This window comes from Streptomyces sp. NPDC051563 (assembly GCF_044454225.1).
Lineage (GTDB): Bacteria > Actinomycetota > Actinomycetes > Streptomycetales > Streptomycetaceae > Streptomyces.
Window position 1 is genome coordinate 104314 of the sequence record NZ_JBITDL010000012.1, and the last position, 26485, is coordinate 130798.

At 74.2% G+C, this 26485-nt stretch carries 24 protein-coding genes, 1 tRNA gene and 1 riboswitch; of the genes, 14 read left to right on the forward strand and 11 right to left on the reverse strand.

The window, feature by feature from the left end:
• Positions 1-81: riboswitch (cobalamin riboswitch) on the reverse strand.
• 46 nt (positions 82-127) lie between these two features.
• Positions 128-1060 (reverse strand): helix-turn-helix domain-containing protein, encoded by a 933-nt coding sequence (locus tag ACIA8F_RS16280; RefSeq protein WP_399379296.1) that lies wholly within the window; start codon positions 1058-1060, stop codon positions 128-130.
• A gap of 220 nt (positions 1061-1280) precedes the next feature.
• Between ACIA8F_RS16280 and ACIA8F_RS16285 the strand changes: the two genes are divergently transcribed.
• Entirely contained in the window at positions 1281-1727 is a 447-nt protein-coding gene (locus tag ACIA8F_RS16285) for a hypothetical protein (protein ID WP_399379297.1), read from the forward strand.
• 219 nt (positions 1728-1946) lie between these two features.
• Here ACIA8F_RS16285 and ACIA8F_RS16290 read toward each other — a convergent pair whose 3' ends face one another.
• The 5 genes from ACIA8F_RS16290 to ACIA8F_RS16310 form a co-directional block, all read right to left on the reverse strand.
• On the reverse strand, positions 1947-2273 hold the full coding sequence (locus ACIA8F_RS16290) for a hypothetical protein (protein WP_399379298.1): 327 nt from the start codon (positions 2271-2273) through the stop codon (positions 1947-1949).
• An 18-nt stretch (positions 2274-2291) separates the two neighbouring features.
• A complete protein-coding gene (locus ACIA8F_RS16295; protein ID WP_399379299.1) occupies positions 2292-2474 on the reverse strand; it encodes a hypothetical protein in 183 nt (60 codons plus the stop codon).
• 312 nt (positions 2475-2786) lie between these two features.
• Positions 2787-3065 carry a hypothetical protein gene (locus tag ACIA8F_RS16300; RefSeq protein WP_399379301.1) on the reverse strand — a complete coding sequence of 93 codons (279 nt, stop codon included), beginning with the start codon at positions 3063-3065 and terminating at the stop codon, positions 2787-2789.
• Between the two features lie 172 nt (positions 3066-3237).
• Positions 3238-3310 (reverse strand) — tRNA-Trp (locus tag ACIA8F_RS16305).
• Between the two features lie 54 nt (positions 3311-3364).
• Positions 3365-4099 carry an ankyrin repeat domain-containing protein gene (locus ACIA8F_RS16310; protein ID WP_399379303.1) on the reverse strand — a complete coding sequence of 245 codons (735 nt, stop codon included), beginning with the start codon at positions 4097-4099 and terminating at the stop codon, positions 3365-3367.
• A gap of 86 nt (positions 4100-4185) precedes the next feature.
• On the opposite strand from ACIA8F_RS16310, the gene ACIA8F_RS16315 reads away from it, so the two are divergent.
• The 4 genes from ACIA8F_RS16315 (at position 4186) to ACIA8F_RS16330 (ending at position 8434) form a co-directional block, all read left to right on the forward strand.
• Entirely contained in the window at positions 4186-4785 is a 600-nt protein-coding gene (locus tag ACIA8F_RS16315; protein WP_399379305.1) for a hypothetical protein, read from the forward strand.
• Between the two features lie 176 nt (positions 4786-4961).
• Positions 4962-6293 (forward strand): glycoside hydrolase family 18 protein, encoded by a 1332-nt coding sequence (locus tag ACIA8F_RS16320; RefSeq protein ID WP_399379306.1) that lies wholly within the window; start codon positions 4962-4964, stop codon positions 6291-6293.
• Between the two features lie 78 nt (positions 6294-6371).
• Positions 6372-7550 (forward strand): serpin family protein, encoded by a 1179-nt coding sequence (locus tag ACIA8F_RS16325; RefSeq protein WP_399379308.1) that lies wholly within the window; start codon positions 6372-6374, stop codon positions 7548-7550.
• Positions 7550-8434, forward strand: coding sequence for an aldo/keto reductase (locus ACIA8F_RS16330; protein WP_399379310.1), 885 nt, complete (start codon positions 7550-7552; stop codon positions 8432-8434). Before ACIA8F_RS16325 ends, ACIA8F_RS16330 begins: the two co-directional genes overlap by 1 nt.
• 608 nt (positions 8435-9042) lie before the next feature.
• Here ACIA8F_RS16330 and ACIA8F_RS16335 read toward each other — a convergent pair.
• Complete coding sequence (locus ACIA8F_RS16335) at positions 9043-11163, reverse strand: tetratricopeptide repeat protein (RefSeq protein ID WP_399379311.1); 2121 nt, start codon at positions 11161-11163, stop codon at positions 9043-9045.
• A gap of 89 nt (positions 11164-11252) precedes the next feature.
• On the reverse strand, positions 11253-12296 hold the full coding sequence (locus tag ACIA8F_RS16340) for a S66 peptidase family protein (protein WP_399379313.1): 1044 nt from the start codon (positions 12294-12296) through the stop codon (positions 11253-11255).
• A gap of 101 nt (positions 12297-12397) precedes the next feature.
• Between ACIA8F_RS16340 and ACIA8F_RS16345 the strand changes: the two genes are divergently transcribed.
• From ACIA8F_RS16345 to ACIA8F_RS16360, 4 genes are all read left to right on the forward strand, one after another.
• Positions 12398-12913, forward strand: a complete 516-nt coding sequence (locus tag ACIA8F_RS16345) for a helix-turn-helix domain-containing protein (protein WP_399379314.1) — start codon at positions 12398-12400, stop codon at positions 12911-12913.
• Positions 12906-13328 carry a DUF4180 domain-containing protein gene (locus ACIA8F_RS16350; RefSeq protein ID WP_399379315.1) on the forward strand — a complete coding sequence of 141 codons (423 nt, stop codon included), beginning with the start codon at positions 12906-12908 and terminating at the stop codon, positions 13326-13328. Before ACIA8F_RS16345 ends, ACIA8F_RS16350 begins: the two co-directional genes overlap by 8 nt.
• Before the next feature lie 76 nt (positions 13329-13404).
• Positions 13405-15093: a sigma-70 family RNA polymerase sigma factor gene (locus ACIA8F_RS16355; protein WP_399379317.1), complete on the forward strand. Its 1689-nt coding sequence runs from the start codon at positions 13405-13407 to the stop codon at positions 15091-15093.
• A gap of 175 nt (positions 15094-15268) precedes the next feature.
• Positions 15269-17866 (forward strand): Helicase associated domain protein, encoded by a 2598-nt coding sequence (locus tag ACIA8F_RS16360; protein WP_399379319.1) that lies wholly within the window; start codon positions 15269-15271, stop codon positions 17864-17866.
• A gap of 75 nt (positions 17867-17941) precedes the next feature.
• On the opposite strand, the gene ACIA8F_RS16365 is transcribed toward ACIA8F_RS16360, so the two are convergent.
• Positions 17942-19333, reverse strand: coding sequence for a glutamate decarboxylase (locus ACIA8F_RS16365; protein ID WP_399379321.1), 1392 nt, complete (start codon positions 19331-19333; stop codon positions 17942-17944).
• A 133-nt stretch (positions 19334-19466) separates the two neighbouring features.
• Between ACIA8F_RS16365 and ACIA8F_RS16370 the strand changes: the two genes are divergently transcribed.
• The 5 genes from ACIA8F_RS16370 (at position 19467) to ACIA8F_RS16390 (ending at position 24153) form a co-directional block, all read left to right on the forward strand.
• Positions 19467-20444: a PepSY domain-containing protein gene (locus ACIA8F_RS16370; RefSeq protein WP_399379323.1), complete on the forward strand. Its 978-nt coding sequence runs from the start codon at positions 19467-19469 to the stop codon at positions 20442-20444.
• 32 nt (positions 20445-20476) lie between these two features.
• A complete protein-coding gene (locus tag ACIA8F_RS16375) occupies positions 20477-21175 on the forward strand; it encodes a response regulator transcription factor (protein ID WP_399379325.1) in 699 nt (232 codons plus the stop codon).
• Positions 21172-22695, forward strand: a complete 1524-nt coding sequence (locus ACIA8F_RS16380; protein ID WP_399379327.1) for a sensor histidine kinase — start codon at positions 21172-21174, stop codon at positions 22693-22695. Before ACIA8F_RS16375 ends, ACIA8F_RS16380 begins: the two co-directional genes overlap by 4 nt.
• Before the next feature lie 190 nt (positions 22696-22885).
• A complete protein-coding gene (locus ACIA8F_RS16385; RefSeq protein WP_399379328.1) occupies positions 22886-23290 on the forward strand; it encodes a tyrosinase cofactor in 405 nt (134 codons plus the stop codon).
• Positions 23290-24153: a tyrosinase family protein gene (locus ACIA8F_RS16390; RefSeq protein WP_399379330.1), complete on the forward strand. Its 864-nt coding sequence runs from the start codon at positions 23290-23292 to the stop codon at positions 24151-24153. The genes ACIA8F_RS16385 and ACIA8F_RS16390 overlap by 1 nt, the downstream gene beginning before the upstream one ends.
• Here ACIA8F_RS16390 and ACIA8F_RS16395 read toward each other — a convergent pair.
• Together ACIA8F_RS16395 and ACIA8F_RS16400 are read right to left on the reverse strand one after the other, a co-directional pair.
• Positions 24093-24815, reverse strand: a complete 723-nt coding sequence (locus ACIA8F_RS16395; RefSeq protein ID WP_399379332.1) for a response regulator — start codon at positions 24813-24815, stop codon at positions 24093-24095. The genes ACIA8F_RS16390 and ACIA8F_RS16395 overlap by 61 nt on opposite strands.
• Positions 24812-26413, reverse strand: a complete 1602-nt coding sequence (locus ACIA8F_RS16400; RefSeq protein WP_399379334.1) for an ATP-binding protein — start codon at positions 26411-26413, stop codon at positions 24812-24814. The genes ACIA8F_RS16395 and ACIA8F_RS16400 overlap by 4 nt, the downstream gene beginning before the upstream one ends.
• Positions 26414-26485 lie beyond the last annotated feature (72 nt).

The following is a 26485-nucleotide window of genomic DNA, read 5'->3' on the forward strand; positions in this document are numbered from 1 at the left end:
CAGTGTCTGACTCCCGGGTCCCCGCACGGGGTTGTCCGGTCACAGTGGCGGGACCGCACCGGATTCGCACCGGTTTCCTGTCCTGCACCGCCTGGATGACCCGGCCCAGTCTGCCAGAAGGCCGACGTCAGCGGCGCGCGCGCCCCGCTCCGGCCGCCCGGGAGCCGAGGGACCGCAGCGCCTCGTCGGCGGGTGATCCCGGCTCGGCCGTGTAGAGGTAGAGGGTCTGGTCGGGATCGTCCGGGAAGGCCAGCGACTCGTATTCCAGGGCCAGTTCACCGACCAGGGGATGCCGGAAGCGCTTGGTCCCGTGGGTGTGCTCCAGCACGTCGTGCCCGGCCCACCAACGCCGGAAGTCCCCGTCGAGCGCACCCAGTTCCTCGACGAGCGGGCTCACCCCGGGATCGTACGGGTGCCGGCCCGCGTAGAACCGCAGCGCGGCCACGGCTCCGCGCGCGGCGCCCTCCCAGTCGGCGAAGACCCCGCGGGCGGCGGGGTCGAGGAAGAGGAACCGCGCCAGATTGCGGCCGCCCGGGGCGGACCTGCCCGTGCGCGGCACGCCGAAGTCGGCGTACAGGGCCTCGGCGAGCCGGTTCGCGGCCAGCACCTCGAGCCGGCGCCCCATGATCATCGCCGGTGTGCCGTCCTCCAGGGCGTCCAGCACCCGGTACAGCCCCGCCCGGACCCGCTGCGGGCCGGCGGCCTCCGCGGGGCCGGGGGCACCGGCCGCAGCGCCGGCGGCGCGCCCGGTCCCCGGGGCACGCTTCGGCCGGGCCAGGTCGAAGAGGTGGGACCGCTCGGTGGCGTCGAGCCGCAGTGCCCGGGCCACGGCGTCGAGGACCTCGTCGGACACCTGCAGGGTGCGCCCCTGCTCCAGCCGGGTGTAGTAGTCGACGCTGACCCCCGCGAGCTGCGCGACCTCTTCCCGCCGCAGCCCGGGCACCCGCCGCCTCCCGGGGTGGGCGGCGGCCCCCACCTCCTCGGGACCGATCCGGGCGCGCCGGGAACGCAGGAACTCCCGCAGGTCGGAACGGGGCTCACGCCCCGTGGTACCGGTCATCCCCCCAGGCTAGGCGCTCCCCCACACTCCTCGGGCACACCCACACCGGAGCCGTCCGCACCGGAGCCGTCCGCACCGGACCCTCCCGCAACGGACCCGTCCCGTCCCACCCCTCCACCGGGTCGCTCCGGCGAGGCGGCTGCGGGCCGCGGAGCTCCGCATCCGTCACAGCCCGGTCACAGCGCCCCCACGGGTCCCGGCCCCGGGCCACGATGACCCGATGCGCAGACACCACGCGATCCTCGCCCTCACCGGCGCCGGAATCCTCGCCCTCGCCGGCTGCGGCAGCGACTCCGAGACGCCGGCCCCCGCCATGCCCTCCACCTCGACCGTGCCGAGCGCCGATCCGAGCGGCCGACCCGGCGCGGACCCCACGGCGGCCCGCCCCGACAGCGGCCTCCCGCCGAGCCCCGCACCCGCGCAGCGCGCCGCCTACCTGGCGGCGCTGAACGCGATCGACCCGGAGATCGTCAACGGCCAGGACGACAAGGCCGTCTCGCGCGGCCTCGACCAGTGCCAGTCGATGAAGGGCGAGAAGGACCCGACCAAGCGGGTGGCGGGCGCGAACCAGCGCTTCATCGGCCCCAACCACCCCAACGGCTTCGGCCCCGTCAAGTCCACCCTGATCGTCGCGGCCACCCAGACCAACCTCTGCCCGGCCTACTGAGCCACCCCGAAGACGAGACGGCGCCGCCCGCGGCCACTGGACGCGATCCGGCTGGAGCCCGGCGCCGACTTGGCCGCGGTCACCACCGACCAGGTCAGAAACGCCCGCCGCAGGGCGGCCGCCCGCCCCGGCGCGGCGGCGGCCGCACACGCTCAGCTCCGCCTCGCCCGCCCTCTCGCGCCCCGCACGCCACCACAAGGGGAACGAAGCCCAGACCCGTCATGACCGATGCAACACCGGGGCAGGCGGATCTCGCCCATCCAGTACATGGACCCAGGTGACTGCGGACTGAGACGAATCGATACCCAGCAGAAACACCGCCTCCGCTGCACGTTCCAGCGCGATGACCCACGGCGAGGGCGTCCCCTCTGGAGCCGTCAACACGTAGCCGCGGCGGATCCCGTGAAAGGGCAGGCCCGAAATCGTGTCCGCGATCGGGTCTCCAGGTCGCGACTCCCGCAGGAGGGCAACTATCTCGCCAACGAGATCAGGCCAGACGTCCGCCAGACGCAGCAAGCTCTTCTCGGGACTCTCGCGGGACTCCATGCCGCGAAGCTTGCCAGGTCAGAGGTTGTCCCAGAAGCGGCGCCAGAAGTTGGCGCGCACGTCGCTGATCCAGTGCCCGGTGTCGCAGTGCAGCTTGCGCACCAACGGGAAGCGCTGCGGAACGGGGCGTCCGCACCACTGGCACGGCTTCATACGCGGCGCCGAAGGGCCCGGCGCGCCTGCAGGGTCGGTCTCGGTCATGACCCCAGTGAACCGACCCCCGGCCGGAGGTACCACGGCGCTCCTACTCAGTCCCCGCGCGCGTGATACTCACGCCGCGCACGTCAACGCGGACGACCGCCGGGATCCCCGCGCCGGGAGCCGCCGCGTCCGGGGCCGCGTCCGGGACGTGGCGAGGGCCGCGAGGAACCGTTCGCCCGGTTCGGCGGCCTGCCGACGCGCCGCGGCGAGGAGCTCTACGGTCCGGCGCCCGGCGCCCCCGAGGCCGCCCAGATCCTCGCCTCCACGCGCAGGGCCCTCCACAAGGTCCTCGCAGGCGATCATTCCCGCGGTTCAAACAGGCGGTTGCCCGCTGCCGGTGAAGGCGATCTCCCCTGGCCTGCTGCCGGGTCCGTCGCTGGGCCTGATGGATCCCTCCTTGCCGTCCGGCATCCGCAGGATGGCCGTGCGTGCGTTCCGCAGATCCCCCTCCAGCCCTGGTTCGGCGGAGCGGATGGAGCCGAACCACGTCTTCGCCCTAGCGCCGTCGTCGAAGATGGAGACCCGGGCGTAGACGGCCCGTTCGGTCCCGTCGATCACCAGTACTGCGTCGCTATCAAGTTGTCTCGGCATGCCGCAAGTGTGCACCCGAAGATCAGCGGCCGGCGCCAACCGCAGCGCGGCTCCGCCCAACGGCGCACAAGAGCGCCCTGCTCCACGGCCACAGTGCACCCGGACACAGCAAAGCCCAGGTCCAGATTGCTCTGGCCTGGGCTTTGGAGTGAAGCGCACTTACTTCATCGTGCAGGGGTGGCAGGGCTCGAACCTACGACAACCGGTTTTGGAGACCGGTGCTCTACCAACTGAGCTACACCCCTTCGGTGAGACCAACCATGTCATGGAGCACGCCGAAGATCCACTGAATTCGGTGGTCAAACGCGAGGAATTTCGTCCCGAGTGCGGGCACCCGCGGCCTTGAGCCATTCGAGGAGCGGGCCGTCCTCGCTGGTCAGGGCGATGTCCAGGGGGGTCAGTCCGCCGTGGCCCGGGCTGTTGAGGTCCGCGCCTTGAGACAACAGGTATTGAGCAGTGGACAGTTGGCCCCCGTGGCACGCCGCCCAGAAGGCGTCGGTGATCTCCTCGGGGGCGGCGCCCGCTGCGACGGAAGTCTCGACCGCGGGGAGCAGGCCGAGGGCGGCCGCGTCGTGGAGGGTCGGGCGGGCTCCGAGTGCGAGGAGCCTGCGGGCCGCCGCCCACTGTCCGAAGCCGGTCGCGTCGGCCAGGGGTGCCCCGCCGCCCAGGACCGAGCCCGGGGCTTCGAGGTCAGCCCCGGCTTCGACCAGAGCGTCGATCGCGGCGACGTCGTCGTTGCTCGCGGCCCAGTGCAGCGGGGTTTCCCGGTGCGCGCCGACGAAGCGGGCCCCCGGATCGGCTCCGGCGGCGACGAGGGTGCGGATGACCTCGGCGGTCACGGGGTAGTGGCCGGGCCAGTCCACGGCGACGTGCAGCAGGCTGCGCTCGCCGGCCGCCTCGCCCCGCTTCACGATCCGGCCCCCGGCCAGCCCGGGGTGCGCGGCCAGCAGCCGCCGGAGTGCGGTCAGGTCACCGCCCCGGATCGCGGCCGTGACGGCGACGGCGAGCGGGTCGTCCGAGGCGAGAGCGAGCATGCGGCCCAGCCTACGAGCCCCGGCGGCCCGGGGTCCTGTCGGTGCGGCCGGCGTGCGGGTCGCGGGGCCCGTCCCCGTGGAGGATCGTGGAGGGGGTGAAGAGCGGTGCGGCCGTGTCCGGTTCCGCCCGGCACGGGTCCGCCCGGCGGGGCCCCGCCGGGTGGCGCCGCCCGCGCACGCTCGCCGCCCTGAGCGTGCTGAGCGCGTTCACCGCAGCCCTGCTCGTGGGAGCCGCACCTCCCGAGTCCGGCGCCGGGCGCGGCCCGGACACCTCCGGCGAGACCGTCTCCCTCACCGGGTCCGGCCCCGGCGAGCGGCTCAACGTGACCCTCACGCGGGTGTCCGACCCCGTCGACCCGGCGGGCCCCGCGCTGGGCGGCGCGGACCGGCTGGTCTCCGTAGAGCTGCGTCTGAAGAACACCGGGACGGCCGTGTACGAGGATTCGCCGGCCGCCGCCACGCATCTGCTGGACTCCGGGGGGCACCGGTTCGCCGGGCTGGATGCTTCGACCGAAGCCGGTGCGCACGGTGCCGCCGCCTTCCCCGGCACCCTCACGCTCGACCCCGGGTCCGCGGCGGCCGGCTCCGTCGTCTTCCGGCTGCCGAAGGGCGCGGGCCTCGCCGCGGTCCAGTTCGCCCTGGAAGGCGGCCTCGGCGACGACGTCGCCCAGTGGAGCCTGCCCTGATCCCCGCCCCCTCCCCCCGGGCACCCCCCGCCCGCCCCCGGCCTCCCGCCCCGGACTCCCTCTCCTCCGCACCGAGTTGTCCCGCCCCCCTTGACCCACTGTGGTCCAGACCAATAGTTTCCGCATGCACAGCGCACGCGCCCCGGCACCACTCACCGCATCCGCAAAGGAAGCCCATGCGCCGCAGCATGCTCGGCAGGCTGGCGATCGCCGCCTGCTCCCTCTCCCTGCTGACCGCCTTCGCCCCCGCCCACGACGGCTCCGGCCACGAGGCCTCCGGGCACGGCCGCTCGTACAAGAAGGTCGGCTACTTCACCCAATGGGGCGTCTACGGAAGGGACTTCCAGGTCCAGGACCTGGAGAAGAACGGCAGCGCGAGCAAGCTCACGCACATCAACTACGCCTTCGGCAACATCAGTGCGGAGGGCAAGTGCTTCACCGGCAACGTCCCCGGTGAGGCCGACGCCTGGGCCGACTACGTGCGCCCGCTGGACGCCGAGAACTCGGTGGACGGCGTCGCCGACGACTGGGTGCAGCCGCTCGCCGGCAACTTCAACCAGCTCCGCGAGCTCAAGGCCAAGCACCCCGGTCTCAAGGTCCTTCTCTCCCTGGGTGGTTGGAGCTGGTCCACGCACTTCTCGGACGCCGCGCTCACCCCGGCCTCGCGCAAGGCCCTGGTCTCCTCCTGCATCGACCTGTACATCAAGGGCAACCTCCCGCAGGACGGCACCCGCGGCGGCGCGGGTTCGGCCGCCGGTCTCTTCGACGGGTTCGACATCGACTGGGAGTGGCCGGGTTCCTCGGGCGACACCGACACCACCTACCGCCCCGAGGACAAGAAGAACTTCACCGCCCTGGTGAGCGAGTTCCGCACGCAGCTCGACGACTACGCCCGCAGCCAGAAGCGGAAGGCGAAGTACGAGCTGTCCGCCTTCGTCCCGACCGCCCCCGCCAAGATCGACGCGGGCTTCGACGTCCGCCGGATCATGCGCGACCTGGACTTCGTGACCCTCCAGGGCTACGACTTCCACGTCTCCGGCGAGGCGACCACCGCCCAGCAGTCGGCGCTCTACGCGAGGAACGACTTCAGCGTCGACGGCACCGTGGACGCCTGGGAGCGGCGCGGGGCGCCCGCGAACAAGCTCGTGATGGGCATGCCGTTCTACGGGCAGGGCTGGACCGGCGTCAGCGGCGGCGGGGACGGCATGGGGCAGCCCGCGACCGGCCCGGCGCCGGCCGCCTGGGCGAACGGGTACGCGGACTACAAGGAGCTGAAGCAGCTCGCGGCGTCCGGTACGTACACACTCCACCGGGACCGCCGCAACGGCAGTGCCTGGCTGTTCGACGGCACCACCCTGTGGACGTACGACGACCCGCAGGTGCTGCGCACCAAGACCCGGTACATCCGTGAAGAGGGCCTCGGCGGTGCGATGTTCTGGTCGCTCGACGCGGACACCGCCGACGGCGAGCTGATGACCGCGGTCGACGAGGGCCTGCGCGGCCACTGACGGCCCGCCCCTGAACAGCGCCGCCGGGCCGAGGAAAACGACCCGTCCCGGCGGCGCCCCAACCCTTACGCTCCCCGCATGAAGACGCAGACGGTACGAGCGGTCAACGCGCTCACCTCCCGCTGGGCCGGACACGCGGAGGCCGGCACGGGCACGGTGTTCACCGCCGCCGGGGTCTGGCCGCTGCTGGCCCTGCTCGCCGACGGCGCCGACGGCCCGGCCCGCACCGAACTGGCCGAGGCCCTCGGCATACCCGCCGACACCGCGTCCGCGGCGGCCCGTGATCTGCTGGCCTCGCTGGACGGCGTACGGGACCTGCGCGCCGCCGCCGGTCTGTGGACGCGGCGGGACCTCCCGCTGGAAGCGGCCTGGTCGGACCGGCTCCCCGCCGGGACCCGGGGCACCCTCACCGGCGACGAGGACACCGACCGCAAGGCCCTGGACGCCTGGGCCGCCGACCGCACCGGCGGGCTCGTCGAGCGGATGCCGGTCCCCGTCGGGGAGGAGACGCACTTCGTGCTCGCCTCGGCGCTCACGCTGCACACACGGTGGATCCAGCCCTTCCACGCCTGGCCGACGGAGATCGGCGAAGGCCCCTGGGCCGGCCAGGAGGTGCAGGGCCTGAGCCGCAGTACGGCCCTCCTCGACCGGGTCCGCGTGGCCCGGACGCCGGGCGGTCCGGTAACCCTGCTGGAGGTCGTGGGCGACGGCGGGGTGGACGTCCACCTCGTCCTGGGCGAACCGCAGGCCTTGCCGGGCCGAACCCTCCAGGCCGGGATCGCGGCCGTCACCCGGGAGGTCGCGTCGACGGGCGCGAGCCTGCTGCCCGAGGGAAACCCCGGGCCCGGACTGCACATCCGGAGCGTCCGCTCGGAGCGTCGCGAACACCGGCTGGACATTCACACGGTGGCCTTCGAGGTGCAGGCCGACCACGATCTCCTCAGCCGGGCCGGGCTGTTCGGCCTGGAGAGCGCCTCCGACACCCGGACCGGCCACTTTCCCGGCATCAGCGGCGAGCCGCTGGCCGTCGGCGCCGCCCGGCAGTCGGCCGTGGCCCGCTTCCACGCGGAGGGGTTCGAAGCCGCCGCCGTGACGGCGATCGGGATGGTCGGCGGATGCGCCATGCCCCGGCCGAGGTACCGCGTCCGGCAGGCCGAAGTGGCCTTCCACCGGCCCTTCGGCTTCCTCACCGTCCACCGGACCTCGCGCCTCGTGCTCGCCGCGGGCTGGGTCACCGACCCCCTTACCCTCACCTGATGACTTCCGACAAGATCGACGCAGCCGACTCCGGCACCTGGCTCCTCGGCGACCTCCCGGTCCGCCGCATCGGGTTCGGCGCGATGCGCCTCACCCACCTCGCCGACGGCTCCCCCAGCGACCGCGACCGGGTGACCGGAGTGCTGCGGCGGGCCGTCGAACTGGGCGTCAACCACATCGACACGGCCGCCTTCTACTTCTCCGCGACCCGCTCCGCCAACGAGCTCATCAACCGGGCCCTCGCCCCGTACGGCGACAACCTGGTCATCACCACCAAGGTCGGGCCGGGCCGCGATTCCGCCGGCGCGTGGTGGTGGGCCGAGCCCGGGCAGCTGCGCGGACAGGTCGAGGAGAACCTGCGCCAGCTCGGCCGCGACCACCTGGACGTGGTCAACCTGCGCGTCCCGCGCCAGGCGACGACCGGTTCGATCGCCGAGCACTTCGGGGCACTCGCCGAGCTGCGCACGGCCGGGCTGATCCGGCACCTGGGCGTGTCCAACGCCCGGCCGGACCACCTCGCCGAGGCGCGGGCCATCGCGCCCGTGGTCTGCGTGCAGAACGCATACGGGATCGGTTCGCCGGCCGAGGAGCACGCCTTCCTCGACGCGTGCGGCGAGCAGGGCATCGCCTTCGTCCCCTTCTTCGCGATCGCGGGCGCCGGAAAGGAGGCCGGAGGGGTCACCGAGGAGGGCCCGGCGGTACGCGATCTCGCGCGGGCCCGCGGGGTGTCCCCGGCCCAGCTCCGGCTGGCGTGGACCCTGAGCCGGGGCGCGCACGTCCTCGCCATTCCGGGCACCGGGAACCCGGAGCACCTGGCCGAGAACGTGGCCGCCGGGGCGCTGCGGCTGACCGCCGAGGAGACGGCCCTGCTCGCAGCCCCGTAGTCCCGCAGTCTCGTAGCACCGTAACCCCGGCACGGCGGTGCCGGCTCCGCGCCTCAGGGCTCATGCCCTCGGCTGTCCTGTGCCCAGGAGGTGGTCGCGGTGGGCGGCCGTCAGGGCGGCTGTTTCGGTGACATCGGGGATGCGTCCGGTGCCGCCGCGGCCGGACACGGAGAGGGAGGCGGCCGCCATCGCGTACGCGACGGAGTCCGCGAGGCTGTCGCCCGGCGGCCGGACACCGGCTCACCGATGGCGTGGCGGCGGTCCACCTCGCCCTGCACAGCGGGGAGACCATCACCTACATCCGGAAGCTGGAGAGCGAGCAGCCCTTCCGGACCGCCTCGCGGGTCGGCATGCGGATGCCGCTGCACACGACCGCGATCGGCAAGAGCATCCTGACCCACCTGCCCGGGGCCGAGGCCCGCGAGCTGATCGCCTCGGCCGGGCTGCCGCGCCGCGATCCTCGACCCCCGGGGCCGCCCGATCGGCGGAGTCAGCATCACCACGGTCACGTTCCTGGTCTCCCGCACCGAGATCGAGGCCTACGCACCCGCCCTGCTCGCCGCCACCCAAGCACTGGCGCCGCTGCTGTAGGCCCGGGGGGCTGCCGATCAGGCCGTCCCGGACCCGACGGCCCGGGTGAGCAGGTCCCGGGCCGCCCGCAGGTGCCGGTGGCCCGGTTCCAGGACGGGCTCGGCGCGCGCCAGGGCGTCGGCCAGCACCGCGGCCGCCTCGGGGGCCCGGTCCCGGGCCAGCAGGGCGCGGGCCCATTCCAGGCGGGAGTAGAACACGTGCGGGTGGTCCGCGCCGAGCACCCGGGTCCGGTCGGCGGTGAGCTCCGCCCAGGCTCCGGCCGCCTCGGCGGTGCGGCCCGCGCGGGCCGCGAGCGCCGCCAGACTGCCCCGTACGGCGAGGGTGTGCGGATCGTCGGGCCCGATCCCCCCGGCGGCTTCGGCCTCGGCGAGCAGGTGCCTCAACTCGGCCTCCGCGACTGCTGGTTCGCCCGGCCGGAACCAGATCAGGCTGCGCCGTGTCGCCAGCACCTGCGGATGGCCCGCGCCCTGGACCCGTAGGCGGTCGGCCAGCAGCCCTTCCAACTGGGCCGCGGCGGCGCGGCGATCGCCGCCCTCCCCGGTGGAGTAGGCCAATTGGTGGCGGGCCGCCAGGGTGTCGGGGTGATCGGGCCCGAGTACCTCGCGGACGTCCGCGAGCAGCTCCGCGAACCGGGCCGCGGCGGCCCGGTGGTTCCCGTACTCCCCTACGAAGAAGGCCAGTTGGTGCCGCGCGGCCAGGGTGTCGGGATGCCTGGGCCCGAGCCGGCCGGCCCGCCTGCGGGCGATCCCGGCGAGGTCGGCGGCGGCCCGGCGCGGCTTGCCGGAGTCCCCGACGGCGATGGCCAGCGGGAGTTCGGCGCCGGGAACCCCGCCGCGGGAGGCGAGGGCGAGGGCCTCGACGGCCCGTGCGAGGCGGCCTTCCTGATGGGCGACGAGCCCCATGTCGTAGGCGTCGGCGGGCTCCACGAGGGGCAGCAGCCCGCGCCACAGGTGGTCGGGCACGGGGGTGTGGCCCGGCGCGTTCACCAGGTAGTCGAAGGCGGTGAATCCGGCCCCGGGGTTCGCGAGGAGCAGCCCGCTCGTGGCGTACGCGGCCGCGCAGGCCCAGTCCATCGCCTCCGCGAACGGCTCCGGCTGGAGGACCCCGCCGCCCCGGGCCGCCAGGTAGGGGGCGTGCAGCTCGCGCAGCCAGGCGCGGCTCAGCGGGCGGCGCAGTCCGGCCCTGCGGCAGTCCACCGCCGCAGCGACCACGGCGGCGCCGCGCGGATTGGCGCCCGGGGCCCAGGCGTTCTCCCAGGCCGCCAGGAGTTGCGGACCGGCCGCCAGCACCTCGGCGACCCCGAAGCGTCCGCCCGCTCCCAGCGCGGCCCCGATGCGCGGATCGTCCCGGTGGGCGGCGGCCCGGCCGCGCCCCGACGCGGACCAGTGGCGGGGCAGTCTGATGACGGCCGCCTGGTGGAGCAGGTCGCGCTGGGCCCGCCAGGCGTCCCGGTCGGAGCCGGTGAGCCTGCTCTCCTCACGGGCGTCGTAGCGCCGGTACTCCTGGTCCCGCATCGTCGCGATGACCACCACCTTGTGCAGGGCGGCCAGTTGGGCTGCGTCGAGGCCGCCCGCGCCGAGGTGGTCCTCCAGGTCGTCCAGCCACAGCACGGCGCGGCGCCGCCGCCCGGCGATCCGTACCGCCTCGGGCAGTCCGGCGCGGGTGAGCGGGCGGACGAAGGCGTGCCGGGGACAGCGGCTGCGGGCCACCTCGTAGGCGAGCCGGGTCTTGCCCGCCGCGGACTCTCCCACCACGAGGACGAACCGGCTCTGCTCCAGGGCGGCGCGCAGCTCCGGTTCGGCGTCGCGCCGGATGTACGCGGGCGGGGACGCGGGGCCCTCCGCCGGGTGGGCTCCGGCCAGTTCGGGGCGGTCCACGTGGCGCAGCAGCGGGATCCGGCCCGCCGTCGTCCGGAGCACCTCCCCGGCCCCGGCGCTCCGGGGGCCCTGCGCGGGAGGCCTCGTCCGCTCGGCGGCGAGTCCGGACAGCGTGGTGACGGCCGCGCCGATCCCGGCGGCCCAGGGCCCCGAGGTCCACACCGCCGCCAGCGCCACCGCGCCTGCTCCGAGCCCTGCCGATCCGAGGTATCCGGCCCAGCCCCGCGCCCGGCCGGATCCCCTCAAGAGCAACGCCGACATGCCGCCCCCAACACGTCCCGTGGGATCCCCATTGTCACCCCGGACCCGGGCGGGGGAACCCCAACGGTGTTGCTTCGGGCGGATGTCCGTCAGTACGTGACGAAGATGCGGCGGGCCCGGCCGTCCACCCGGACCCGGCCCCCGACGGGGATCACGAGCTGCGGGTCGGTGTGCCCGAGGTCCACGTCGAAGACGGCCATGGTGTCGGGGGCGTACTCGCCGAGGGCGCGCAGGACCGCCTCGCGCTGCTCCCTGCGGTAGCGCTCCCGCTCCTCGGCGTCGAAGCGCTTCTCGAAGGACCAGCTCTTCGCGCGGCCCATCAGCAGGGCGGGGAACTGCCGCAGCAGTCCGCGCTCCCCCATGCCGCGCAGGATCCAGTAGACCTCCTGAGCCCGGGGCATGTCCTCCGAGGTCTCCAGGAAGAGCACCCCGCCCGCGTACTCCTCGGCGGGCCGCACCGCGCGGTCGGCCATCAGCAGCCAGGAGAGGATCTCCAGGTTGCCGCCCCAGCTGAGGCCCTCGACCACCCGGTCGGCCTGGTGCCAGGTCCAGCCGCCGGCCGGCTCCAGTTCCGGTTCGGCGTCGAAGGTGCGCGGGTCGTCCCAGGGGCCGTTGACGTCCCCGCTGGCGCCGGCGGCGGTCAGCTCGTACGCGCCCGAGGTGAACAGGGCCGCCCGCAGGGACTCGGCCGTGAGCGGGTTCATGGCGCCGGGCCGTCCGAGCTCGACCATCACCGAGCCGCCGTGGTAGGCGACCAGCCCGAGGTCCCGCAGGTGCAGGAGCAGGTTGGTGTTGTCGCTGTATCCGAAGAACGGCTTGGGGTGGGCGCGCAGGAGATCGGCGTCGAGGTGCGGGAGCACCGTGATCTGGTCGTCGCCGCCGATGCTGGCGATCACCGCCTTGATCCCCGGGTCGGCGAAGGCGGCGTGCAGATCGGCGGCCCGCTCCTGCGGCGTCGCGCCCATTTTTCGAGTGCTCGGATACTCCACCGGCTCCAGTCCGAACTTCTCCCGGAGCCGGCGCAGCCCCAGCTCGTAGGGGTGCGGAAAGAGTGCGGGCAGCCCGGCCGACGGGGAGAGCACCGCGACGCGGTCTCCGGGGCGGGGCTTGGCGGGGTAGCGGGGATCCGTCATCCGGTGATCCTAGGAGCGCGCCCGGCCCCGGCCGAAGCGAATTTCCTTAACCTTCCCTATCAGCACGCATTCGACCCCATCGAAGGGTAGGATCCGGAAGCATGAGTGACGAAGGGCGCGATCTCTACTCGGTCGGCGAGGTCGCCGAGATGCTCGGGCTGCACGTGCGCACCGTCCGGAACTATGTGCGCGACGGCCGGCTCAAGGCCGTCCGGATCGGCAAGCAGTACCGGATCAGCAGGGCGGACTTCGAGGCCCTGACGAGCCTCCCCGCCCCCGCCGACGAGGAGGCTCCCGCCCACGGGGCGGCCCCGCGGCGGCACGTGGAGGTGTCGAGCATCGTGCAGATCGACGCGATCGGCCCCGATGCGGCGAGCCGGCTCGCGAACCTCGTCACGGCGAGCGCGCAGTCCCCGCGGGACACCCCGGCCACGCTGCGCGTCCAGACGGTCTACGACAAGGAGAGGGCCCGCATGAAGATCGTGATCCTCGGCGACGCCGCCACCACCGCCGATCTGCTTCAGTTGGTCGACGGGGTGCTCGGGCCGGGCAACGGCATGGGCAACGACCTGGACCAGGACACCGGCCGCGCCACGGGTGAGGCACGCCGTGGCTGACCTCCTGGTGGAACACCACGGCGTACCGGTCCTGGTCTGCGCCGCCGACGGCCCGCCCGTCGCCACCGAGCAGGACGCGCTCGACCAGCTGATCGGCGGCGCCTTCTACCGCACCGACATCGTCGCCGTCCCGGTGGAACGCCTGGACGCCGGCTTCTTCGACCTGCGCAGCGGGCTCGCCGGGGCGATCATGCAGAAGTTCGTGAACTACCGGGTCCGCCTGGTGGTCGTGGGCGACCTCGCACACCACCTGGAGGCCAGCGGGGCCCTGCGCGATCTCGTACGGGAGTCGAACGAGGGGCGCCACATCTGGTTCCTGCCCGATCTCGACGCCCTGGCCGCCCGCCTCGCCCCGGCCCGGGAAGCGGGGTCGGGCGGTCCGGATTCCGCATCCGCGGAACCGTTCGGCGGATAAGCGTTATCGAAGTCCCCCTCGACGGTCTCCCAGGTATTGGGCATCATCGAGCGCCGGTACGGACAGGGACTTTTCTATGAGCACTCAGCACACGGCAGCACTCGTCGCCGCGGCCCGCGCGGGCGATCCCCGCGCACAGGACGACCTGGTCAGCGCCTATCTGCCACTGGTCTACAACATCGTCGGGCGGGCCCTGAACGGGTCCGTCGACGTGGACGACGTGGTCCAGGACACGATGCTGCGGGCGCTCGACGGGCTGGGCGGCCTGCGCGACGACCACAGCTTCCGTTCCTGGCTGGTCGCGATCGCCATGAACCGGGTGCGCGCCCACTGGCAGGCCCGCCGGAGCGCCCCCGGCGAAAGCGGCCTCGAAGCCGCCTGGGAGCTCGCCGATCCGGGCGCCGACTTCGTCGACCTGACCGTCGTACGGCTCCAGCTGGAAGGGCAGCGGCGCGAGACGGCCCGCGCCACGCGCTGGCTGGAGCCCGACGACCGGGCGCTGCTGTCGCTGTGGTGGCTGGAGTGCGCCGGGGAGCTGACCCGCGCGGAGATGGCGGATGCCCTGGAACTGTCCCCGCAGCACACCGCGGTACGGGTCCAGCGGATGAAGGCGCAGCTGGAGGCGGCCCGGGTGGTGGAGCGGGCGCTGGGCGCCCAGCCGCCCTGCGAGGACCTGCGGGCGATGGCGGCGAGCTGGGACGGTCTGCCCTCGGCGCTGTGGCGCAAGCGAATAGCCCGGCACGCCCGGGAGTGCCTGCGGTGCGCCGGCCTGTGGAACGGCCTGGTCCCGGCCGAAGGACTGCTCGCCGGGCTGGCCCTGCTGCCGGTGACGGCTGCGCTGCTCGCGGGCGTACGGGCCGCCATGGACTCCGGTTTCACCTCCGCGGGTCTGGCCACCACCGCCGGGGCGTACGGCCCGGGCGGCTCCCCGGCAGACGCCGGCCACGCGGGCGGCAGCCACGCGGGCGCCGACAACAGCCCCGAAGCGCAGTTCGCCGTGGCGGGCGGCCCCGGAGACGGCCGCGCCTCGCTGCGCAAGCAGCGGCGCACCCGCGGCCGGCGCCGGGTGGTCGGTGGCGCGGTGCTCGCCGCCTGCGTCGTGGGAGGCGGGCTGACCTACCTCGCCACCCGCCCCGGCACCGGCTCCCCCGAGGTGCCGCCGGCCGCGCTCGTGGCGCCGGAATCGGGGACCGCGCTGCCGCCCGAGGCGGCCTCCCCCACCCCGAGCCCCTCGGTGTCCGCCTCCCCGAGCTCCTCGCCGAGCCCGAGCCCCAGTCCCAGCCCCAGCGCGACTCCGAGCCCGAGCCCGACCCCCACGCCCAGCCCGAAGCCGACCCCGAAGTCCACCCCGCCGAAGACCCCGGCTCCCGCCCCGCCGGGCGGCAGCATGGCCGCCCAGGTGATATCCCTGGTCAACTCCGAGCGCGCGAAGGCCGGCTGCGGGCCGCTCAAGGAGGACGCGCAGCTGCGTACGGCCGCCCAGGGGCACTCCGACGACATGGCGCGGCGGGACTTCTTCTCGCACACCAACCCGGACGGCGCGGACCCGGGCAAGCGGACCACCGCCGCCGGGTACCGCTGGTCCACCTACGGAGAGAACATCGCGCGGGGCCAGCAGACCGCGGCCCAGGTGATGGATTCCTGGATGAAGAGCCAGGGCCACCGCGAGAACATCCTCAACTGCTCCTTCAAGGACATCGGAGTCGGCATCCACACGGGCGCGGGCGGCCCGTGGTGGACGCAGAACTTCGGCGCCCGGATGTAGGACCTCGCGCCACTGCGCACGCGGGGCCCCCGCCACCACGGGTGCAGGGGCTCCCGCCACTCCGCGTCGCGCTCCGCCACGCTCCGCCGCACCCCCGTCTCCACGATCTCCCCGCAATGATTCAAAATGGGGGCAAGATAGGAGCTGGAAGCAAACCGGCAGATCACGGGGGGAGGTGGGGCGCATCAGCAGGCAGAAACTCCGTCCGCATCAGCGCGAGGCCGTCGACGCCGCCGTGCGGGCGCTGGAACTGCCCGCCGGGCGCAGGGTCCCACGGACCGGGCTCCGTACGCAGGTCATCATGGCAACGGGTTCCGGCAAGTCGCTGGTCGCCGTGCACACGGCCGAGGAACTGCGGGCCGGCCGGGTCCTGGTGCTGGTGCCCTCCCTGGACCTCCTCGTCCAGACGGCGGCGGCCTGGCGCGAAGGCGGCCGGACCGGCCGCGCCCTCGCCGTGTGTTCGCTGCGCGGCGAGGACGCGGGGGTGCCGACCACCACCGACGCGGCCGAACTGGCCGGCTGGGCGGGCCCGCCCGTCGACCGGGTCACGGTGTACGCCACGTACGCCTCGCTCGGCCTGGGCACCATCGAGCGCGCGCACCGCGAGGGGCTGCCCGGCTGGGACCTCGTCGTGGTCGACGAGGCGCACCGGACCTCGGGGCGGATCGGCAAGCCCTGGGCGGTGGTGCACGACAACGTCCGGATCCCTTCGGTCCGCCGGCTGTACATGACGGCCACGCCGAGGGTCTGGCAGGACGGCGAGGGTTCCGCCTCCGCCGAGGGCGACGAGGCCGCCGCTGGTTCCGGCCGGCCGGACGGGCCGCGCGGCCGGGGCGACCTCGTGGCCTCCATGGAGGACGATCCGGACGGGCCGTTCGGCGCGCGCTGCTACACCCTGACCCTTTCGGAGGCCGTCGACCGGGGCATTTGCGCGCCCTACCGGGTGGTCTGCGTGGACGTCAGCGATCCGGAGTTCCAGGCGGCCGTACTGCTCGGCGCGGACGGGCGCTCCGACGCCGTGCGCGGGGTACGGCTCGCGGCGCTCCAGACGGCGCTGGTGACGGCGGCCGTGAAACAGGGCTTCCGGCGCACCCTCGTCTTCCACCACCTGACCAAGGAGGCCGAGGCCTTCGCGGCGGGGCTGCCCGCGGTGGCCGCCCGGCTGCGCGCCAAGAGCTGGGCACCGCGGCCGGTGTACCCGCGCACCGTCTGGGCGGACTGGCTGTGCGGACAGCACACGGCGGCGCACCGGCGCCGCGTGCTGGGCGCCTTCGCGGACGACCGGGTCGCGGACAAGGCCTTCCTGGGCAGCGTCCGGGTGCTGGGCGAGGGCGTGGACACCAAGGAGTGCGACTCGGTCTTCTGGGCCGACGTCCGGGGTTCCATGCCCGACCTGGTCCAGGCCGTCGGCCGGGCGCTGCGCATCCGGCCCGGGGAGGGCAAGGTCGCCTCCCTCGTGGTGCCGGTGCTGCTGGGGCCCGGCGAGTCCCCCGAGACGATGCTGACCTCACGGGCGTACGGGGACCTCGCACGGCTGCTGGAGGCGCTACGGGCCCACGACACCCGGCTCGTCGAATCCCTGGCGCAGCCCCAGGCCCCGAGCCGGCGTACGGCTCCGGGCACCGCGGAGTCCGTGGCCGGCCCCGGGCTGCGCGGCGGCGCGCAGTCCCTGCTGAGCTTCTCCACCCCCCGCGACCCGGCGCTGCTGGCGGCCTTCGTCCGGCTGCGCGTCCTGCACCCGGAGCACGAGCACTGGCGGCGCGGGGTGGAGGCCGCCCGGATCTACGCCGGGCTCGCCGGGGACCTGAAGGTGCCCTTCTCGTTCAAGGTGCCCGCCGGGACGGACGTACGGGCGGACGCGCGGGCCGACGTACAGGCCGACGCGCGGGCGGACGTACGGGCCGACGTACGCACCGACGTACCGGCCGACGCGCGGGCCGACTCCGCCGCCGTGGAGGGGCCGGGGGCCGGGGCTCCGTGGCCGCCGGCGCTGGCCCGGTTCCCGCTCGGCCAGTGGATCGCCGATGCGCGGCGCACGTACCGGCGCGGGGCGCTCGGTCACCGTCGGGTGGCGCAGCTCGACGAACTGGGCATGGTGTGGAGCCACTTCGACGTGGCGTTCGAGGAGGGGCTCGCGGCGGCGAGCGGCTGGGCCGCCGAGCACGGCCACCTGCTGCCTCCCGTGGAAGCCACCTGGCGCGGCGCCCCGGTCGGGGTCTGGGTCAAGAACCAGCGGGCGGCGGCCCGACGGGAGGGCCCCGGCGCCCTGTCCGAGGAACGGCGGGAGGCCCTGGAGGCCATCGACGCCTCCTGGTGCCCGTCCTGGGACATCTCCTGGCAGCGGGCCTTCCACCTGACCCGGGTCCACCTGGACGCGGGCGGCGGGCTCCCGGCGCGACCCGGGGAGGCCGTGGTGCAGGGCGAGGACCTCGGCGTGTGGCTGCGCGGCCAGCGCGCGTCCTGGGAGCGCCTCGCCTGGGCCCAGCGCTGGCTGCTGGAGCACACCCTCGGGGTGACTCCGGCGGAGGGCGAGGACCGGCCGAGGCCCCGGGTCGCCCATGCGGACGCGTGGGCGGCCCACCTGGAGGCGGCCCGCCGGTTCCACGACCGCGAGGGGCACCTGCGGGTGCCGCGCGCGCACGTGGAGCGGGTCGGCGACCGGGACCTGCGCCTCGGTTCCTGGATCGCCAACCAGCGCTCCCGCGCCGCCTCCCTCACCCCGGAGCGGACGGCCGCGCTGACGGAGCTGGGGATGCGCTGGTCGGCGTCCTGAGCGCCGGAGCCGTGCATGGGACGCGCGCCGGACGCGCGCCGCCGGAGGGAAGCCGGGCCCGTGAGGCGGGCCGGGTCAGTGGTGGAAGCCGGACCGGGGCGGGGCCGCAGGGACGGGCTGCGGGTGCGCGATCAGGTGTTCCACGGCGTTGCGCAGGTCGGAGACGAGCAGCGCGATCTGGTCGCGGGTCACCCCGTGCCGGATCAGGACCCGCTGGATGACCGTGTCGTCCCGCTCGGCCGGCAGCGGGTACGAGGGCACCTGCCAGCCGCGCATCCGGAGCCGGTCGGAGAGGTCGTAGAGGGTGAAGCCCGCGCCCTGCGGGTCGGTGAGCCGGTAGGAGACGGCGGGCAGCGCGCCCTGGCCGTCGTAGAGCAGGGTGAAGGGGCCGATGGTCTCGATCTCGCGGGCCAGATACTGGGCGGTGTCGGCGCAGGCCTGCTGGACCCGGCGGTAGCCGCCCCGGCCCAGCCGCAGGAACAGGTAGTACTGGGCGATGATCTCTCCTCCCGGCCGGGAGAAGTTGAGGGCGAAGGTGGGCATGTCCCCGCCGAGGTAGTCCACGGAGAAGACGAGGTCCGCCGGGAGCAGGTCGGCGGTGCGCCAGACGATCCAGCCCACGCCCAGCGGAGCGAGGCCGTACTTGTGCCCGGAGGTGTTGACCGAGGCCACGCGCGGCAGCCGGAAGTCCCAGACCACGTCGGGGTGGAGGAAGGGGGCCACGAAGCCGCCGCTGGCCGCGTCCACGTGGATCGGCACGTCCCAGCCCTGCTCGGCCTGGATCCGGTCGAGTTCGGCGGAAATCTCCGCGACGGGCTCGTAGACGCAGGTGTAGGTGACGCCGAGGATGGCGACCACGCCGATGGTGTTCTCGTCGACGTTGGCGGCGAGCTGCTCGGGGCTGAGTCCCGTGGCTCCGGGCAGCAGGGGGAGCTGGCGGAGCTCCACGTCGAAGTACCGGGCGAACTTCTCCCAGCAGACCTGCACCGGACCGCACACCAGGTTCGGCCGGTCGGTGGGCAGTCCGGCGGCGCGGCGGCGCTCGCGCCAGCGCCACTTGAGGGCGAGTCCGCCGAGCATGGCGGCCTCGCTGGAGCCGGTGGTGGAGCAGCCGGTCCCGGTGGTGCCGGCGGGGGCGTTCCACAGATCGGCCAGGATGTTGACGCAGCGGGCCTCGATCTCGGCCGTCTGCGGGTACTCGTCCTTGTCGATCATGTTCTTGTCGAGGCACTCGTTCATCAGCCGGTGGACCCCGTCGTCCGACCACGTCGTGCAGAAGGTGGCCAGGTTCTGGGCGGCGTTGCCGTCGAGGAGCAGCTCGTTGTGGAGGAGCTCGTAGACCACCTCGGAGGGCGAGTGGTCCTCGGGCATCCGGTACTTGGGGAGGATCTCGCCGCTGAGGGTGGACGCGAACACGTCCGTCTCGGCGTCGCGGGCACGCAGGTCCTTCGTCTCATGGAGAGCCATAGCGGGACTATATCGGGATGAACCCGGACAGATCATCCTGAAGTCGCCTTCAGGATGCTTCAGGGAGGGTTCAGGAGGGCCCCCGAGAGTGGAGTCATCACCAGCCGGTGAGACAGCCGCTCGGGAGGGCCCCATGCACATCCGCACGACCGCCACTGACACCGCCACCGCCACCGCCACCGCCACGCCGACGGTCACGGCCACGGCCACGGCCACGGCCACCGGGAAGGCCACCGCCGCCGCGCGCCGAGGTCGACTGCTGGCCGCCACCCTCGCGGCCGGGGCCCTCACCCTCTCGCTCACCGCCTGCGGCGGCTCGGGCTCCGACGCCGGCGTGGACAAGGCCCGCGCCGCCGGCAGCGCGGCCCCGGCGGCGGCCGGGACCGAGGCCGGGACCGGGACCGGGACCGGGGCCACCGAGCCCGCCGGCACCCCCGGATCCCCCGCGGCGGCTCCGGAGCAGGGCCCGGCCGAACAGGGCGGCCCGAAGACCTCCCGCGTCCAGGCCATGGCGACCGCCGAGAAGTCCGTCTCCGGCGGCAGGATCACGAACGTGGATCTGGCGACCCAGGACGGCACCCGGGTCTGGGAGATCGACCTCGTGACCGCCGAGCCGCGCGTGCACAACCTCTCCGTGGACGCGACCACCGGGGCCCTGCTCGGCAACCGGGCCGACCGGATGCCGGAACGCGCCCGCCAGTACCTGGAGATTCCGCTCGCCAAGCTGGCCGCCGCGAGCGTGGACCGCGAGGACGCCGTCCGCACCGCCGTGGCGAAGGCGGGCGCGGGCTTCGTCTCCGAGCTGTCCATCCAGGGCACCGAGGGCACCCCGCTGTGGCAGATCGAGGTCAGCGACGGCCCGGTCCGGCACGCGATCGACGTCGACGCGAAGACGGGCGGGGTGGCCCGCCACCAGAAGGAGGAGAACCGCCGCGACGACACCGCCGAGGACAGCAGCAAGGGCACCGCGAAGGACAGCGGCAACAACGGCGGCGAAGGCGGCAGCGGGGACGACAGGAGCACCGGCCGCCCCTCCGAGCAGGAGATCCGCGACCGGTCCGGCAACTTCGGACGGGACTACTACGACTGGTCGCAGCACACCCGCCACTGAGGAGACCCGCACCAATAGGTAGGATCCGGACAATGAGCAGCATTTTGATCGTCGAGGACGAGGTCTCCCTGACCTCGGTCCTACGCCGCGGATTCGAGGCCGAGGGGCTCCGGGTGGACGTGGCCCACGACGGGCAGGAGGGCTTGCGGCTCGCACTCACCGACGTCTACGACGCGATCATCCTCGACGTGATGCTGCCGGGTCTCGACGGACACCGCGTGTGCCGGACCGTACGGGCCGCCGGCCTCTGGACGCCGATCCTGATGCTCACCGCCAGGGACAGCGAGTACGACGAGGCGGAGGGCCTCGACACCGGCGCCGACGACTACCTCACGAAGCCCTTTTCCTATCTGGTGCTCCAGGCCCGCCTGCGCGCCCTGCTGCGGCGCGGGGTCGCCACCCGGCCGGCCGTGGTCGAGGCGGGCGACCTCGTGCTGGAGCCCGGGACCAAGAGGTGCACCCGGGCCGGTGCCGAGATCCCGCTCACCGCCAAGGAGTTCGACCTCCTCGCGGTGCTGGCGCGGCGGCCGGGGGTCGCGGTGTCCAAGGGTGCCCTGCTGGAGGAGGTCTGGGACCTGCCCGCCGACAGCGATCCGAACGTGGTGGAGGTGCACGTGAGCGCGCTGCGCCGCAAGCTCCAGGGCCCCTTCGGGGACTCCGCGCAGCCGCTGCTGCACACCGCTCGCGGGATCGGCTACCGGCTCGTCCCGCAGCCCGCCGCCACCCCGTGAAGCGCCTCCGGCCGCCGTCGCGGCCCCTGTCCCGGCCCCTCTCGGCCCTCCGCGGCTCCTCCGGCTTCCACCGGTTCCGGCTGCCGCTCGGTTCGGTCCGGGTGCGGACCACCCTCGGCGCCGTCGCCATCGTCACCGTCGCGCTGCTCGCCGCCTGCGCGGGCCTGCTCGGCGTGATCCGCCACGGGCTGGTCGGTTCCGCCGAGCGCACCGCGCTGGCCCGCGCCGAGGCCGTCGCCGGGGTGGCCGGCTCGGGGCGGCTCGTCGACCGTCTCGCCGTCCCCGACGGCGAGGACAGCCTGCTCCAAGTGGTCACCGACGACGGCCGGATCCTCGCCGCGAGCCACAACCTGGCCGGCCGCGGCCCCGTGGCATCCTTCGAGCCCGCCGACGGCCACGACGCGGCCGCGCGCAGCCTGGACCTGGCGCTGCGGCCCGATCCCCGCCCCCACCCCTTCCGGCTCGTCGCCGTCCGGGCGACGACGGCCGGCGGTGCGGGGGTCACCGTGTACGCCGGGACCAGCCTGGAGACCGCCCGGTACACCCAGGGCCTGATCCTGCGCTCCATGGTTCCGGGCATCCCGCTGCTGGTCCTGCTCGTGGCCGCCGTCACCTGGCGCTCCACCGGCCGGGCCCTGCGTCCGGTGGAGGCGATCCGTACCGAGGTCGCGGAGATCACCGAGCGGGACCTGGGCCGCCGGGTGCCGGTGCCGGCCTCGCGCGACGAGGTCGCGCGGCTCTCCCGGACGGTCAACTCCACCCTGGACCGGCTGGAGGAGTCCATGGACCGCCAGCGCCGGTTCGTCGCCGACGCCTCGCACGAGCTGCGCAACCCCATCGCCGCGCTGCGCGCCCACGTGGAGGTCGGGATCGCCCATCCGCAGCTCCTGCACGGCGGAGAGCTGCTGGACGACGTGATCCGGGTCCAGCAGCTCGCGGACGATCTGCTGCTCCTGGCCCGCATCGACGCCGGCCAGGCCCCCGAGCGGACCGCCCTCGACCTCCACGACCTCGTACGGGACACCCTGGCCCGGCGCCCCGAAGGCCGGGTCCCGGTGGCGGCGCCGGTCGTGACGGGCACCACCGGGGCACCGGCCCTGGTCCGCGGCAACCGCGGGCAGTTGGCCCGGGTGCTGGACAACCTCCTCGACAACGCGCAGCGGCACGCCCGCGAGAACGTCACGGTGACCGTCACCACCGTCACGGGCGGAGCCGCCGGACCCGCCGGACCCGCCGGACCCGCCCGTCCCTCCCGTCCGGGACCCGACCGTCCCGCCGGTCCCGGCGAGGTCGTCCTGGAGGTCCGGGACGACGGCGCCGGAGTCCCCGAGGCGGACCGGGAGCGGATCTTCACCCGCTTCACCCGGCTCGACGCCTCGCGCAGCCGGGACGCGGGCGGGACCGGTCTCGGGCTGGCCATCGCGCGGGACATCGCCTCGGCGCACGGGGGGACGCTGAGCGCCGGACCGGGCCCCGGAGGGCGGTTCTCACTGCGGCTTCCGGCCGACTCCTCGGTGTGATCCCTTCCATAGCCACCCCGTGCGACCGCAGGATTTCCCGTCCATTAAGCTTTTCCACACAGGTCTTCCCGTCCGGGCCACTGGAGCCGGTCCGGACGGGAAGATCATCCAAGTAGTTCGACGGGCAACTTATCCACGCATGTCCGGATAACAGCCCTGGGCTCCCCGCGCCCTGATACCTCTTCGGGCCATGAACAAGATCACCCGCCGACAGGCCTTGAGCGCCACTGCCGGCGCACTCAGCGTCCTCGGCCTCGCAGGCGCCACCGCGCACGCCGCCGTCACCGGATCCCGTACCGCCGCACCCGCCGACCCCGCGGGCACCGTCGACGAGGTCTACCAGGGCCGCCGCATACGGATAGTCCCCGCCTCGGGCGGCGGGCACGAGCACGGCGGCCACCACGGGGGCCACCAGTCCCCCGGTCTGCCGACCGTCCTCATAGACGGCCGCGAATTGCACGTGATGCAGAACGCCGACGGCAGCTGGATCAGCGTGGTCAACCACTACGAGACCTTCTCCGGCCCGCTCCCGCTCGCCCGCGCCGCCGTGCGCGAGCTCCAGGGCGCCGTCCTCGTCCCGATGGGCGGCATGTGATGACCATCCGCAAGAACCAGGCCGCGCTCACCGCCGAGGAGAAGCGGGCGTTCACCGCCGCGCTCCTGGAACTGAAGCGCACCGGCCGCTACGACCGCTTCGTCACCACGCACAACGGCTTCATCATGAGCGACACCGACTCGGGTGACAGAGTCGGCCACCGCTCCCCCTCCTTCCTTCCCTGGCACCGCCGGTTTCTGCTGGAGTTCGAGGCGGCGCTGCAGGCGGTGGATCCGTCGGTGGCCCTGCCCTACTGGGACTGGACGGCCGACCGGACCGCCCGCTCCTCCCTCTGGGCCGCCGACTTCCTCGGCGGTACCGGACGGGCCCGGGACGGGCAGGTGCTCGACGGGCCGTTCGCGTACGCGGCCGGCAAGTGGGAGATAGCCGTACGGGTCGACGGGCGCTCCTACCTGCGGCGCGCGCTCGGCACCGGCGTGGCCCAGCTGCCGACCCGGGCCGAGGTGGACGCCGTCCTCGCCATGCCGGTGTACGACGCGGCGCCCTGGAACAGTTCCTCCGGCGGTTTCCGCAACGCCCTGGAGGGATGGCGCGGGGCCAACCTCCACAACCGGGTGCACGTCTGGGTGGGCGGCCAGATGGCCACCGGGGTCTCCCCGAACGACCCGGTGTTCTGGATGCACCACGCCTTCATCGACAAGCTGTGGGCCGACTGGCAGGCGCTTCACCCGCAGTCGGCCTACCTGCCGGCCGCCGGCACCCCGAATGTCGTGGACCTGCACGACACCATGCGGCCGTGGAACGACGTGACCCCGGCCGACATGCTGGACCACCGGAAGTTCTACACCTTCGATACGGAGCCGGCGCCCGCCCCGGCCGGGGCCGCCGCCAGCCAGCGGTAGTGCAGTTCGGGGCGGCCGACCTGGCCGTACCGGGGGGTGCGGTCCGCGCGGCCGGTGTCCACCAGGTGCTCCAGGTACCGGCGGGCGGTGATCCGGGAGATCCCGGCCGCCTCGGCCGTCCCGCCCGCGGTCAGCCCCTCGGGGGCCGCCCGCAGCAGCGCGGCGACCCGGTCCAGGGTCGGCCCGCCGATGCCCTTGGGGAGTTCGGCCGGCCGGGGTGAGCGCAGGGCCGCCATCGCGCGGTCCACGTCGTCCTGGCCGGCCGCCTCGCCCGCCGCCGTCGCGCGGAACTCGGCGTAGCGCAGGAGCCGTTCGCGCAGGGTGGGGAAGGCGAAGGGTTTCAGTACGTACTGCACCACCCCGAGGGAGACGCTCTCGCGGACGACCCCCAGGTCCCGCGCCGAGGTCACCACGATCACGTCGGCGGGGTGGCCCGCGGCCCGCAGGCCGCGCGCGAAGCGCAGGCCGTGGCCGTCGGGCAGGGTCAGGTCCAGCAGCAGCAGGTCGATCCGGGTCCGTTCCAGGACCCGGGTCGCCTCCGCGAGGGAGTGGACCACCCCGACGGCGGTGAAGCCGGGCACCCGCCCGACGTACAGTGCGTGCGCGTCGGCGGCCACCGGATCGTCCTCGACGACGAGGACCCGCACCTCGGGCGTGCTCATGCGTCCCCCTCCCCGCGCGCCGGCAGTCGTACGGTGAACCGCGCCCCTCCGTCGGGCAGTTGATCGGCTTCGGCGCTGCCGCCGTGCCGGTGGGCCACCTGCCGCACCAGGGCGAGGCCGAGGCCCCGCCCCTCCCCCTTGCCCGACCAGCCGCGCCGGAACACGTCCGCGCCCTCGGGGAGTCCGGGGCCGTTGTCGGCCACGCCGATCAGCACCCCGCGCCCGTGCGGCCCGTCCGGGCCGTCGGGGCGGACGGTGACGGAGATCCGGCCGCCGGGAACACCGGTGAGGGCGTCGACGGCGTTGTCGACGAGGTTCCCGAGGACGGTGACGAGGTCCCGCGCGGGCGGGCCGCCGGGCCCGGCGCCGATGGCTCCGCTGTCCGGGGTGACGACCAGCTCGACGCCCCGCTCATGGGCCTGCGCGGCCTTGCCGAGCAGCAGGGCGACGAGCACGGGCTCGCCGACGGCGGCGATCACCTCGTCGGTCAGGGCCTGGGCGAGGGACAGTTCGGCGGTGGCGAAGTCCACCGCCTCCCGGCTGCGGCCGAGTTCGATGAGGGAGACCACGGTGTGCAGCCGGTTGGCCGCCTCGTGGGCCTGTGCACGCAGCGCCCGGGTGAATCCGCGCTCCTGGTCCAACTCACCGGTGAGCGAGAGTAGTTCGGTGTGGTCGCGCAGGGTGATCACCGTGCCCCGGCGGCCGCCGCCGGCGACGGGCGCGCTGTTGAGCACGAGCACGCGGTCCACGGTCAGGTGGACCTCGTCGACCCGGGGCCGGTCGGAGAGCAGGGCCCCCGTGAGGGGGGCGGGCAGGCCGAGGTCGGCGGCCGCGGTCCCCTTGACCTCCCCGCGCAGGCCGAGGAGTTCGCGGCCCGCGTCGTTGACGAGGGTGATCCGGCGGCGGCCGTCGAGCATCAGCAGTCCTTCGCGGACCCCGTGCAGGGCGGCCTGGTGGTAGTCGTACATCCGGCTCAGCTCGGCGGCGTTCATCCCGTGGGTGTGACGGCGCAGCCGGGCGTTGACCACGTAGGTGCCCGCCCCGCCGAGGGCGAGGGCCCCGCCGGCCACCCAGGCGAGGGCCGAGAGCCGCGCGGCGAGGCGGGCACTGACCGCGCTCACGGTGATGCCGGCGGCGACCATGCCGATGACCCGGCCGTCGTCGGTGATCGGGGTGACCACGCGGAGGGAGGGACCGAGCGTTCCGGTGTAGGTCTCGCTGAAGGTCTCGCCCCTCAGGGCGGGGGCGGTGTTGCCGAGGAAGGGTTCGCCGATGCGCATCGGGTCGGGGTGGGTCCAGCGCCGTCCGTCCGGCGCCATGATCGTCACGAAGTTCACGCCCGCGTCGACGCGGACCCGCTCCGCATAGGGCTGCAGGGCCTCGCGGCCGGTTCCCCGCGCCGCCTCCCGTACCGACGGGGAGTCGGCGACCGCGCGGGCCACCGCTCCGGCCTGGCTCCGGGCGGCCTCCTCGGCCTGGTCGCGGGCGGTCGCGTACGCGAAGACGGCGCAGCCGGCGACGACCGCGGCGACCAGCACCACCTGCATGGCGAAGAGCTGGCCGGCGAGGCTGCGCGGCGGCCGGAGGAAGCGGAACATGGCGCTCAGTGTGCACCCGGGCGTGAACTCAATGAACGCAAGGGTGACCGGGGTCACAGCGGCGGGCCATGG